The 11,578-nt window shown below is 60.9% G+C and carries 12 protein-coding genes; all 12 read right to left on the reverse strand.

Going from position 1 to position 11,578, the window contains the following annotated elements; genetic code table 11:
- Positions 1-9: 9 nt before the first annotated feature.
- Complete coding sequence (locus tag N7D90_RS14980) at positions 10-2,628, reverse strand: phage tail tape measure protein (RefSeq protein ID WP_261738754.1); 2,619 nt, start codon at positions 2,626-2,628, stop codon at positions 10-12.
- 35 nt (positions 2,629-2,663) lie between these two features.
- The gene (locus N7D90_RS14985; RefSeq protein WP_254925087.1) at positions 2,664-2,786 is read right to left on the reverse strand and encodes a hypothetical protein; all 123 of its coding nucleotides are present in this window, start codon (positions 2,784-2,786) and stop codon (positions 2,664-2,666) included.
- Entirely contained in the window at positions 2,761-3,078 is a 318-nt protein-coding gene (locus N7D90_RS14990; RefSeq protein ID WP_159259391.1) for a phage tail assembly protein, read from the reverse strand. The genes N7D90_RS14985 and N7D90_RS14990 overlap by 26 nt, the downstream gene beginning before the upstream one ends.
- 12 nt (positions 3,079-3,090) lie before the next feature.
- Positions 3,091-3,594 (reverse strand): phage major tail tube protein, encoded by a 504-nt coding sequence (locus tag N7D90_RS14995; RefSeq protein WP_261738755.1) that lies wholly within the window; start codon positions 3,592-3,594, stop codon positions 3,091-3,093.
- Positions 3,595-3,605: 11 nt separating this feature from the next.
- Positions 3,606-4,769 (reverse strand): phage tail sheath family protein, encoded by a 1,164-nt coding sequence (locus N7D90_RS15000; protein ID WP_261738756.1) that lies wholly within the window; start codon positions 4,767-4,769, stop codon positions 3,606-3,608.
- Positions 4,770-4,835: 66 nt separating this feature from the next.
- On the reverse strand, positions 4,836-6,146 hold the full coding sequence (locus N7D90_RS15005) for a phage tail protein (protein ID WP_261738757.1): 1,311 nt from the start codon (positions 6,144-6,146) through the stop codon (positions 4,836-4,838).
- 21 nt (positions 6,147-6,167) lie between these two features.
- Positions 6,168-9,005: a phage tail protein gene (locus tag N7D90_RS15010; RefSeq protein ID WP_261738758.1), complete on the reverse strand. Its 2,838-nt coding sequence runs from the start codon at positions 9,003-9,005 to the stop codon at positions 6,168-6,170.
- Complete coding sequence (locus N7D90_RS15015; protein ID WP_261738759.1) at positions 8,986-9,513, reverse strand: hypothetical protein; 528 nt, start codon at positions 9,511-9,513, stop codon at positions 8,986-8,988. Before N7D90_RS15015 ends, N7D90_RS15010 begins: the two co-directional genes overlap by 20 nt.
- Complete coding sequence (locus N7D90_RS15020) at positions 9,510-10,148, reverse strand: phage tail protein I (protein ID WP_073514838.1); 639 nt, start codon at positions 10,146-10,148, stop codon at positions 9,510-9,512. The genes N7D90_RS15015 and N7D90_RS15020 overlap by 4 nt, the downstream gene beginning before the upstream one ends.
- A complete protein-coding gene (locus N7D90_RS15025; RefSeq protein WP_169846523.1) occupies positions 10,141-11,031 on the reverse strand; it encodes a baseplate J/gp47 family protein in 891 nt (296 codons plus the stop codon). The genes N7D90_RS15020 and N7D90_RS15025 overlap by 8 nt, the downstream gene beginning before the upstream one ends.
- Entirely contained in the window at positions 11,028-11,354 is a 327-nt protein-coding gene (locus tag N7D90_RS15030) for a GPW/gp25 family protein (protein ID WP_261738760.1), read from the reverse strand. Before N7D90_RS15030 ends, N7D90_RS15025 begins: the two co-directional genes overlap by 4 nt.
- Positions 11,355-11,358: 4 nt before the next feature.
- Complete coding sequence (locus N7D90_RS15035) at positions 11,359-11,553, reverse strand: hypothetical protein (RefSeq protein ID WP_261738761.1); 195 nt, start codon at positions 11,551-11,553, stop codon at positions 11,359-11,361.
- Positions 11,554-11,578: the final 25 nt, after the last annotated feature.

Raw genomic sequence — 11,578 nt, forward strand, 5'->3', positions numbered from 1 at the left:
ATCACCTCCTTACCCGGTATGTGGGGCGTCGTATAACTTGCGGTCATTGGCCCGGCGGGCGTTGTCTTCCAACTGGCGGGCGAAGTCATTCAACTGACCCTGCATCATGGGTTGTAACTGACGCATCAGGTCGGCCGGGTCTTTCACATCCCCCTGCACCGTGATGGGCATATGCGGGGCGAAGGTGATTTTCTGATCGACCATTGCTGGCTTGGGATCGAGCTTGAGCATCAACGGCGGCTGGGATTCTGATCGGCCGGACCGAGCCGACATCGAGCGCACCACATCCCCCGGCTCCGCATCATTGCCGAACAGCGACTTGGCAAACGACGTTTTGCCAAACATGCCGCCCACGGTATCGCCGCCCATGCCCCCCAGGAACGCGCCGACCAGACCGCCCACCGCCGTGCCAATGATCGGCACCACGGAACCAATCGCGGCGCCCGCTGCAGCACCGGCTACCGACCCAGCCAAACCACCGGCCGCACCGCCGTAGCCTTCGGCCTTTTCTTGGGCTGTCTTTGCTGTGGTGTAAGTGTCGAAAGCCTTGATACCAGCCTCAAACACCGTGCCGGCCGGAATGGCTTTCCCGGCCTTACTGATAGTGCCCACGGCATTCATCAACCGAGCGCCCAAACGCGGCGGCACAGGTGGCGGCGCCGGCGGGCGTGGCGGCCCTCGGCGCCGCGATCGACGTCCACCGCGACCGCTACCCAGGCCGCCGCCGATATCCCGGGCGTTGACCACAAAGACTTTTTGCGGCTCGGAGCTTTCACCGTCTTCACCGCCCTTGGCTTCACGAATCACATCGAGCAGCTTCAGACCGGTCTCGACTGGGTCTAGCTTGGTATCGGGGGCGCCCTCACCTTCCTCGTCTTTGCGACCCAGCAGCGCATTGAGTCCCGACGAGACCAGCGATTTGACTGCATCACCCTTCTCATCGCCGCCGTCAGAACCGCCCAGCACCTCCTTGGCGTTGGTGACAAAGACCGACTGCACACCGGCACGACCTGCACCGCCGCCACCGCCCAACCCGCCCCGGGCCAGATTGACTAGACCCCGGCCGATTTTGAACGCACCCAGCAAACTGGTCAAAACACTGGCCCCGGCGGCCAAAGCTGTAATGCCCGCAACCAGATTGGGCGATTCATCTGACAGTTTGGTGAAGCCCTTGACCACCGTAGTCAGCCCGGTGGCAACTGCATCCGTGACCGGACGAATGGCATCGCCCACGCTGCGCATTGCGTCATTGCCGGCCTGAATCGTCTCGGCCCATTTTTGCGATGAGGTGTCGCGCCGTTCCGACAGGTTTTTGTCCAAGATCCCAGAGGCTCCGGACGCCTCGTTTTTAAGCTGCTCGTACAGCGCCTTGTTCTGCACATAGGCGGTCAGTGCTGACTTAACCTGCATGTCGGCAAAGATATCGCCGGTGCGCAAAGCCTGCTCCAGGCTGCTGAGCATGGCCTTGGCCTTTTCCGGATTCGCTTCCTTACTAATCTGGGCCGTGGCCTCGGCCATCTTGGCGGCTTTCTTCGGGTCGGTGGCTTCGATGTAACGCTTGGCCAACCCGAAACTGGCCTCCAGCGTGGACATGCCTCCCTGAATACCGGTGTTGAGCGAGCCCTGATAATCAATGCCGGCCTTCTTGTAGGCATCCACTACTTCGCCGGAGCCGATTTTCTCCATCCAGTTTTTGAGGTTGTTGGCCGCCTCGTCGGAGGTGCCGGCAGTTTTCATCTGCACCTGGAGCATCGCGCCCAACTGCGTCACGGCGTCCATGCCGGTGATGCCCTGTTTCTGCATGCTCGCCAACAACTGCGGAAACCAACGCGCCATGTCGCTGGCTTCAAAGCTGCCCGCCTGCCCTTGAAACGCTACCGCTTCCAGCGCCTTTTCCAGCACCTTCGGGTCGGTGATATTGGCGTTACTCTGCAGCGCCTGGATCATCTTGGCGGTGTCGACGCCGCTGGAACCCTGCCCCACGACGAACTTGGCCGCCACCGGCGCAAACTCCATCGCCTGCTTCAGCTCCATCCCCGCGCCGACCAACTGGTTGACCACATCGGCCACTTCATTGCGACCCATGCCGATATCGTTCGACGTGGCGATGATGCTGCGCGACATGTCGGCCTCTTGCGCCGATCGGGCCACGCCGGCCTTGATCGCAATATCCCGGATGATCGCCTGATAGTCGGCGCTAACCTTGGCCGTCACAGCCACCATGCCGGTGGCCACCACCCCCTGCGCAACCCCGGCGCGCACCTGCTGCTTGCCCTGATCGATCTGGCCAAAGCCTTTGGCCTTCAGTTCAGCACTGCGGCCGGCGCGGCCAAGGCGGTCGTATTCCTTGGCCAGCCGACTGACTTCCACGCCTTCCTTGCGCAGGACGTTGATATTTTTTTCCAGCCTACCAAGCAGGGCAGCAGCCCCTTTTTCACCGGCAGCGTGAGCCTTTCTCCACTCGTCCCGTAGACGCATGGTTTCGCCGATCGTGCTTTGTAGTACCCGGGCTTTCTTGCCTTGCTCACTGAGCTTTTTGACGCGGCTTTCCACATCCTTGAATGCAGCGCCCACGGTCGAGCTCACCGCCCCGCCGATCACCAGGCCGAGCGACATGTTGTTTGCCATAGGAGTGCCCTGTTACGTGTAGCGGAGGAAGCAGCTCAATCCGTGAGCCACCACAGCATGCGGTTAAACGGCATCGCCTCGATCTCGCTGGCCGAGAAATGAAACTCCCGGGCCAGGTACTTGGCCGCCGCTTTAATCGTGGTAGGTGTAAGGTTCATCATCTTCGACCAGGCGAAAATAGCCGGCCTGCAGGCGGTTGTAGTCGACGATGGTCATGGCGCTAATGTCCTTGTCGCCCGACCCCGTGAGAGAGGCAAACAAGATCAGTTCACGCTTCTCCGCATCACCGCAGGACTGGACGGTGGCTTGCTGTACATCCTTGACCGTGGGGGCACGCAGGCTGATCCGATCGACTTGGATCTGGTTGATCTCGGTCGGTTTGCGCAAGGTGATGGTTGCACCTTCGGCCGTCAGTTCCAGCCAGCTTGGCAGTTTCTTGGTAGTGGTCATGTTCATTGCTCCTTAAAGGCCCAGGGCGTTACGCACGTCAGCGAGTTGGTCCACGCCATCAATGACGCGCACGCAGTTGATCGGATCGATTTCAAACATCACACGCCCGTCGATTTCGAGCTTGTAGTAGGTGACGTCCACGGCGTACTTGAACTCGGCCTTGGAACCGGCCGACCACTCGCCAGGGTCGACTTCACGCAGGCCGCCACGCAAGGTGGCCACCACGCCGGTGGTCGCACCTTTCTGGCCCTTGAAGGCACCGCGGAACGAAGCGTTGAAACCGGTCTGGTCAAAGGCGCCGAAGTACTTCAGCACCTCACGGCGCACACCGTTGGTGGCAAAGCTGGCCTCCAGCTTTTCCAACCCCATGTCCATCGCCACCGGGGCATCCATGCCGCCACCGCGATATTCCTCGGTTTTCACCGTGACCTTGGGCAGGCTCAGGCTGGGGACGTCGCCCTGCAGGCTTTGGCCACCGATAAACATGTTGGTGTTAAACAGGGTTTGCGGAATCATTGAATGCCTCCTTAGGCTTCCAGAACTTCGGTCAGCCACTGGTTAGTGACTTCAACTTGGAAAATCGGGTTTTCCGCCGGCGGCACATCGGTAAAGCGGATGGTCCAGTACACCTTGCCCTGCTCGATCTGCGTGGCCGTGGTCTTCTCTAGGTCGGGATAAACCTCAAAATTGATCACCGCACCTTGGGCTTTCAGATCCCGCATAAAGGCGTTGATCGTCTCGGTCACATCCTTGACGTAGGTCTTGGTAATACCCCGGTCGACGGCCCATTTCATGCCCGTCTGAATGGCTTCCATGACCATGTCGGTGGTACGCACGCGGGTGACAAAGGCCCACTTGGCATCACTCGACAGCGTGCGGTTGCCCCACAGGCGGTAGCCGCCGTCGCGGATGATGGTGGTGATATTGGCGCCGTTGAGCAGGTTGGCGCGGCAGGTCTTGTCACCGTCCAGGTACTCGACCGGGCGCACCGTGCCGGTGATGCCGACAATTTCTTTGTTCGACGGCGACGACCAGAAACCAAAGCGCGAATCGGTCTGCGCGAACAGGCCTGCAGCGATCGCAGAACCTGGCACCGACACGTCGCCGTTGAGCGCTGTGCTCCACTGCTTGACCGCCGGATCAACCATAAACAGGCGCTTGGAACCGAAGTTTTCGGCGTAGGCAATCGCCGCCTCGTCTGTGGTGTTCGGGCCATCGATGATGCCGATTGCCTTGAGCTTGCCGGCCAGTACGTCCATCGCGGTGGCCACCGCTTCCGTGGCGCTGTGCTTGGGCGCAATGACCAGCCGCGGCTGCAGGTTGAACAGGCTCTTGCCATCGAGCAGCGCCTGGAGGCCGGTACGCGTGCCATCGGCCGACACGCCACCAATCACGGCACTGGTCAGCACGGCCGCCTCGGTATCTGCCGGCACACCCACGGCCACGATCGCGGCCGCCGACTGGTTAAAAATCGCCTTGCACGCCCGGGTGATGGCCGAGTCAGCACCGAACGCGGCCACCGCTTCGCTCTCACGGGTCAGCAAGGTGGGCACGTTGGACGCCACCAGGCCCAGCCCCGGGGTGAAGGTATCGACCAGACCAATGATCGAGGACGAAGGCAGCGCGATGACACGGGCGCCGGTCTCGACCAGCGACACGGTAATGCCGTGAAAGAAGTCGGTAAGACTCATGATGTTCTCCATAGAAACGAAAAAACCGCCCTATTGGCGGTTGCGGTACTGCGTTGAAACCTGTGTTTACATCGGTGTAACGCGATACCCGACTGCGATCCAGCGAAAGCCGAACTGCTGAACCAGAGGGGTATATTCTGTGAAGCTCAGCAGGCACTCCGTGGCTGTAATGTTTTGTTCGTTCAGCGCACAGGTAACCGACGCGGACGAAACAACACCGCCGGGATACTGCGTAACCACCGGAAGAACGATAAAAGGCTTGGTATCGAACGGATAAGTAAAAACAACCTTTGCGTTCACCATGCCACCGGGCAAGTCCCCCATCCATCGGCTGCCCCACTGCACGAAAAAACCGGTGTCCTTGTCCCACCAGAAACCCGTCGGGTCGTGGTAGAAACTGGACGGCACACCCGCGCCGATACCTGCTCGAGCTTCGGCCGGTGTACCGCCGCCCGTGCCCCCGCGAGCAACAGGCAAAATGCCGCTGGTCAATTTGCTGGCATCCAATGCAGCCAGAGCCAGATTAATGTTGAGGTCGCCACTGCCGTCGAACCAGCCCTGGCCCGTGGCGGCGCCGCTGAAGGTCAACGTCCGGCCGGTCTGCAGCTTGGTCGCCGTACCGGCGTTGGCCGAGGTCGGGCGGCTCAAGGTACCGGTGGTAATCTTGCTGGCATCCAGCGCCGGAATATCCCCCTGAATCAGCGACTGGGCGCCAGTCACCAGCCCCTTGGCGTTGACCGTGACCTTGCTGTAAGTCCCCGCCGCCACACCCGAGTCAGCAAGAGTCATCGGGATATCAATGTCGCCACTGCCGTCGAAAAAACCCTGCCCCGTCACCGCACCTTTGTAGGTTAGAAACCTGCCGGCATACAGCTTGTTTGCCGAGTTGGCATTGCCCTTGGTGATTTCTTCACGCACTGTCGACAGGGTCGCCGTGACCAGCGTCGGGTCGTCTTGAATCGTTATATTGGCCGTGCTGCTGACAAGGATCTGCAGGCGGATACCTTGGGTGCGCCCGGTGCCCTGAGCCAGTGTCGGCTTGTAGGTCGGCGGGTAGCTGGCCACCGCCACCAGTGCGCCGGTGGAGTCATACAAGCCGACCTCACGCACCCACCAACCACCGATATCGGACGGCAGGATCAACTCGGCGCTGATCACCGGCCGATCGGCCCGCACAGTCAGGCGGTTGAGCTTGAGGCGCACGTTCTCGTTGATCAGCTTTTTCTGCAGCTTGGACGGAATCGGTGTGACGCCATTACCGTCACCCACGCCCATATGAGTGATGTTCCAAGGCGTACCGCTTGCGATCGCCTTGGCCTGCTGCGCCGCGCCAACATCCGTCAGCATGGCGATATACAACGTGTTTTGCTCTGCCATGAATGTGCCTAATTGAGTGAGTTACAGCGGCATGGGAGCGCCGTAGATATTCGCCCCAGGGCCAAGGTTGCGGTACAGGATGTACAAGCCCAGGCCACGCAGAATCTCCCCGGCCCAAAAGCCGAAGAACATGCCGTTATCCGTGCCCAGCCGCACCGCCGGCGACCAACAGCCGTTCATGGGCTGACCCGGCACCGGGGTGACGACATAATTGTTCTGCAGCTCGGTCACGCAGGCCTCGATCAGATCATCCAGCCCCGCCACCTGACAGCCCGCCAAACCCGCCAGACAGGCACCGGCCAACCACAGCCCGGTTACATGGCCGGTGAAATCGTCAGGGTCCGGTTGCGGCAAGCCAGTCATGGGAAAGTCGGTGGGCAAGATCCCGCCCGAGGTCTTGGTGAAGGTGATCAACCAGGCCAACCAGTTCTCGGCATAGGCCTTCAATTTCACCGGGACTGGCCGACCCTGACTGACCAGCTCGTACCACGCCCGACAGGCGCCCATCATTGCCCTGGGTTGGTAGCCACTCCACGCAGTCCCCGTGCCCCAGTGGTACATGGTCCAGGTATCCGGATCGCCGTACTTGTAGTTGTCCCAGCGGTTCCACACATAGGCCGAGGCGCCCGGGCCCAACTGGCCGAATTTCTGCGCGTACCACTGCTGCGAGTCATACAGAAACTCGACCATCTGATTGAGCTTCGACCCGTACTCATTAAACGGGTCGATGCAGTAAATCAGTGGGTACTGATAGCCCGGGTAAGGCATACCGTGCCAAGCCCCGATCTGGTCGGTGCCCTCGGCGTAGATGTTGGAAAACGGGATCACGCCCGGGCAGTACGCCAGAGAGTCGTCGCGGTACTGCAGGATGGTGCAGTCGCCCACCAGCGCCCTGAACTTGGCCTGCCCCTTGACCGTCAGCCGGTAGTTCAGCGTGTAGCCATCTTCGGCTGCAAAGGCTGGGGGCACGTCATTGATGCAGTAATAAGAGAACGTCAGATTGGTGTCTGAGCTGTCATCCATCAGGACACTAAAGCCTTCGACCTCGGTGTATACCGGCGCCGCCGGCTCGGAACGATCTGCCGCCCCGGGCTGGTAGCCCGACAGCGTGGCGTCCTCGGGGCGGATCACCAGCGTGACCCAGGCACCCGCCGTTGCCGGCAACATCCACCACCAGCGCCACCCGTCAGCATCGACAATGCGCAGATTGAAATTGCCGTCAGCGCGGTAGGTGATGCTCTGCAGCGGAGCCTTTTCGGTCGGCAACAGCCAGTGCCCGACGCTGTACCAGCCGTCATCAGTGGGGAAAAGCGAGCTGACCACGTTGCCGCCGCGCCCTTCAAAAATCCCCGGCTCGTAGCCTTCCTCAGACACGATATCGTCCGAGTGCGAGACGGCGCGTAGGTCGGCCATGATGTACTCAGAGCCGTCATCCTTGCTCAGCCGGGTAAAGCTGCTCAGCGGGATATCGTGGGCGACCACTTCAATGTTGGACACCGACTTGGGCAGCGCACAGCTGTACTTGATCCCACTGCCCTCGACCTTGCTCGGCGACACCACCAGCTCGACCTTGGCATTGAGCGGCGCATTGAAGGTGTCCACGCCGCCGTAACAGGTGCGTACCAGTGAGTCCTTGCTGATCCTGAACCACACCGCCTGCTGCTCCAGGGACACTTGCGCCGCCTCGGCGCAATCCACGGTGATGTAACCCATTGAGTCGCGGTTGATCACCGGCTCTGCATCGCTCGGGTAGCTGAACTGGTAGGCAATGCCGTCCGTGTAAGGGGTCAGCTCGGTGCGGCTTTGGCGAAAAAAACGGTCGCTTGAGTCGATCTGCGTGTACTCATGGGCGGTGAAGCGGCAGGCATCCATCGCCTTTTTGTAGCGGGTTTCGCCCGTCATTCGCCAGAGCATGTAGCAGGCGTCCATGTACCACTGCTCACCGTCCGCCGCGTTGCCCATCTGGTTAACGCTGCCCAGCAGTGGCACATGCAACGGCCGGTTGTGCTGGACGGCATTACGCGGGATCAAGTAGCCGCCGTGTTCAACGGGTTGCCGGGTGGCGTAGTTCAGCTTGTGCTCCCCGTTCACCGTCGCGCTTTTGAGCTGGACCTGCCCGCGCTCTTCCAGCGGGTGGCCATCAGAAAGCACGTCGCCATCGGCATTAATCTTTTGCCCGGTCCACGCGATGATCCAGTCCACATCGAACTGACTGCCCGTCTTGTCCCAGTCAATCGAGCCGTCTTCCTTGACCGCCTGCACCGTGGCGTTGATCGCCTCCCAGGCCAAGGCGCCGTCAAAGGCAAAGGTGGCCTTGTCCAGATACTCACCCCAGTGCGGTTCGCCATGGGGGATGCTCAGGGCACCATTGACGAACGCAAAGGGAACACCCTTGAACCCGCTGTGGGTGGGCTCGGCAGCATCGATCGGCCAGTTGGCCAACACCGGCTCTTTTGAATTGACGATCCAGTTGGCTATGCGTCGCTGGGGAGTTTCAGGGATCGGCTGACCCGCGTAGAAAAATGCCTCGTAAGCCTCCCAGTGCCACACCGCCGCGTCCAGAAAGCGCTGGTCCTTGGTCGCAAGATAAGCATGGGCATAGCCGAGGATGTGCAACGCCTGACCTTCGGTCGTGCCGTCGCCGTTGGGCTGATACTCCATTTGCGAGTGCGCGATAAAGTGCCGATTGTTAGCCAGAACGCCCTGCAGGTTCTGCGCGTAATGCTGCAGCGTGGCGTCGTTGGTGTCGCCGGTGCTGTGCTTGAGAAAACGGTGATGGCCTTCAATCATGCTTAGCGCATTATTCAGGCCGGTTTTGTTACTGGCCGGGAGACGACTGTTAAGCGGGGACGGAAACATCGAACCAACTCCCATCAGAAATGCCCAGCCAGCCGTTATCGTCTGAGATAAACGTCAGCAGATCCGCCGTGCCAGCCTCGTAGGCCAGCACTGGCGGGCGCTTGCTTGACCAGTGAACGCTGGCCGGAAACGTGACCTTATTCGCCCCGGTGCCCTGACGCAGGCGCACGGTGAATGACCAGGTGTAACCCGCTGGCACATCGGTATTGAGAAAGCTGAATAGGCATTGCGGCTTATCCAGCGTCACGTCGAAGAACGACACGCCGTTCGTGTAGGCCACGTCCAGAGCCAGAGCGGCGCCTGCGGACTGGATCTTTTTCTTGCGCGGCAGCAACAGGCCGCCAGTCAAGTCGGTGATCATCTTGGCCAGTGCCAGGAGCGTGGGCGAAGGCCCGGAAGCGGTCTCGACAACCACGTCCGCCGGCAGGTGAACAATGTCATGGGCCGTTTGCGCTGCTGTTTCCATCAGCTCGATAGCCGCCCGTTGGCGGTCAGACATTTCGCTCATGTAACCCTCATCAGGCCCGGTAAGGCGAAGTTGGAGAAGTAATAGAGGTCGTTGGCCGACAGCTCCAGATTGATCAGGTCGAGGTCGTCCGACCACAGCTCAGGTGATGAAATAGTCACCTCGTCACCCGAAGAAATACCGGCGCCGATGTAGTAGGTGCCGTCCGGGCTGAAGGTGATGCTCAGGCCCACCAGATGCCGGCTGACCGGCTTGGTGTCGTTGATCATCCGTTCCAGCTCGGCAATGGCCGTGTCGCTCAGGCCGCTGTCGAACAGGGCCAGACTCATGGTGAACGTGCCCGGTTCGCCCATCGGCTCCAGCTCGTGCCACTCGGTGATATCCAGAATGTCCGCAAACGGCTCGACCACCCGGCGCAGCGCGCCCACGGTGCCCTTGCGCTTGTGGACTTCAAACGCATCCTTGACCACCTTGCGCTTGATCGTCTCGGACCATTCTGGGTCCCAGCGATCGACACTGCGCTGGATGGCCAGCCACGGCAGCAGTGCCGCCGGGCAGTTCTCGACCGAGTGGACTTGGCGCAGCACGTTGGCCAGCTCGACGTCACCCGTCGAAAGCTGGGCAAGCGCCTGTTCCAGCGACACGCGATTGCTCGGCAACAGGCTGGAATCACTCATCAGTGCCACCGATTACTACGCTGGCCTTGATGCAGTTGGCCGCTTGCGTATCCAGCACCACCACATCCGCCGCCGGGTGTATCAGCTCGACCCGCTGCACCCGGGAAACATGCAGCGCGGCATGGATGGCTGATTTGCGGATATCCCGCCCCAGTCGGCGCTGCGTGTTCACATAGCGCTCCAGTGAGGCGTTGGCCTCGGCCAGACTCAGCTCCATTTCCGGACCAGGGTAGAGGTACAGCACCGCCTCGATCTTGTAGTCGACCAGCTCGGCCGACCGCACCAGAAGGCGATCACCCACGGGGCGCACGTCCTCATCACTGAGCGCGACCCGCACCTTTTCCAGCAAGTCCGCCGGGGCCTTGCCATCACCCAGGCGGCTCAGGATGCTGACCAGCACCGTGGCCGGGCTCGGGCTACTGGCCCGGGCATCCGCCACTCGGCCGTCCGCCGACAGCGCATGAAACACATAAGCATCCCGTGGCCCCGCGATCGACATGCCCTCAAAGGCCAGCAACGTGCGCTCGACCAGAGAGTCGTCCGACTCGTATTGCGCCTCGATCGGCGGCACGGCAGCGGGATCAGCCTCGACCACGGTCAGGCGCTTGACGTTGTAGTTGGCCGCCAGATGGTCCACGTCACTGCCCCGGGCAAACGCCAACAGCAGCGCCTTGGCCGCGTCATTGATCCGTGCCCGTTCCATCATCTTGTCGTAAGCGCGCTTTTCAAGCAGCTTGACCACCGGTTCAGACTCAATCGGTGCCGACCAGTTGTTGCCCATCAAGGCGCGAAAATCGGTCAGTGCCTCTTGATACAGCGCCTCAAAATCCAGCGGCTCCAGCACGATCGGCGCCGGCAAGCGGGACAGGTCCAGAGTACTCATACAGTCACATCCAATAGCTTGCTGTCGCCCAGAAAGGTGCCCGACAGGCGAAAGGTGATACGCCCGCTCAGCACGGACACGACTTGAACCCGGGTCAGCTCCAGACGCGGCTCCCAGCGACTCAGGGCGCGGGCAGCTTCGGCCTGCACGGCGCTTTTCCAGCCCTCGGAAACGGGCAAGTCGACAAAGCGGCGGATCGTGCTGCCGTACTCGGGACGCATCAGCCGCGACCCCAGAGGCGTGGTCAAAATGTCTTCAATGGACTGCAGCAGGTGATCGAGGCCCGAGATAGGCTGCCCGGTGTGGCGGTCCATTCCGATCATGGGGCTACTCCGGCAGACGCTCTAAGTCGGGGTGTTTATCGAGAAAGGCCTGCGCCTGGATGTCCAGCGCTTCGATGTGATGTTGGCTGACATTCAATAAACGCCCACCGGGCATCACCAATGTGCGAGAAATAAAGGCCCGGTCGCGGTAAACGACCGGGCTGACAGGCTTGTCGATCGAGACGGGTTTGCTCGTCATCGTTTTCTCCAGGCAGAAAAAAACC

The sequence above is a fragment of the Pseudomonas fragi genome, from assembly GCF_025426255.1.
Classification (GTDB): Bacteria; Pseudomonadota; Gammaproteobacteria; order Pseudomonadales; family Pseudomonadaceae; genus Aquipseudomonas; species Aquipseudomonas kulmbachensis.

Bases quoted from the DNA above. Each gene is read 5' to 3' on its own strand.
- N7D90_RS14980 (WP_261738754.1), bottom strand. From the start codon at position 2,628: ATGGCAAACAACATGTCGCTCGGCCTGGTGATCGGCGGGGCGGTGAGC.
- N7D90_RS14985 (WP_254925087.1), bottom strand. From the start codon at position 2,786: ATGAACCTTACACCTACCACGATTAAAGCGGCGGCCAAGTACCTGGCC.
- N7D90_RS14990 (WP_159259391.1), bottom strand. From the start codon at position 3,078: ATGACCACTACCAAGAAACTGCCAAGCTGGCTGGAACTGACGGCCGAA.
- N7D90_RS14995 (WP_261738755.1), bottom strand. From the start codon at position 3,594: ATGATTCCGCAAACCCTGTTTAACACCAACATGTTTATCGGTGGCCAA.
- N7D90_RS15000 (WP_261738756.1), bottom strand. From the start codon at position 4,769: ATGAGTCTTACCGACTTCTTTCACGGCATTACCGTGTCGCTGGTCGAG.
- N7D90_RS15005 (WP_261738757.1), bottom strand. From the start codon at position 6,146: ATGGCAGAGCAAAACACGTTGTATATCGCCATGCTGACGGATGTTGGC.
- N7D90_RS15010 (WP_261738758.1), bottom strand. From the start codon at position 9,005: ATGTTTCCGTCCCCGCTTAACAGTCGTCTCCCGGCCAGTAACAAAACC.
- N7D90_RS15015 (WP_261738759.1), bottom strand. From the start codon at position 9,513: ATGAGCGAAATGTCTGACCGCCAACGGGCGGCTATCGAGCTGATGGAA.
- N7D90_RS15020 (WP_073514838.1), bottom strand. From the start codon at position 10,148: ATGAGTGATTCCAGCCTGTTGCCGAGCAATCGCGTGTCGCTGGAACAG.
- N7D90_RS15025 (WP_169846523.1), bottom strand. From the start codon at position 11,031: ATGAGTACTCTGGACCTGTCCCGCTTGCCGGCGCCGATCGTGCTGGAG.
- N7D90_RS15030 (WP_261738760.1), bottom strand. From the start codon at position 11,354: ATGATCGGAATGGACCGCCACACCGGGCAGCCTATCTCGGGCCTCGAT.
- N7D90_RS15035 (WP_261738761.1), bottom strand. From the start codon at position 11,553: ATGACGAGCAAACCCGTCTCGATCGACAAGCCTGTCAGCCCGGTCGTT.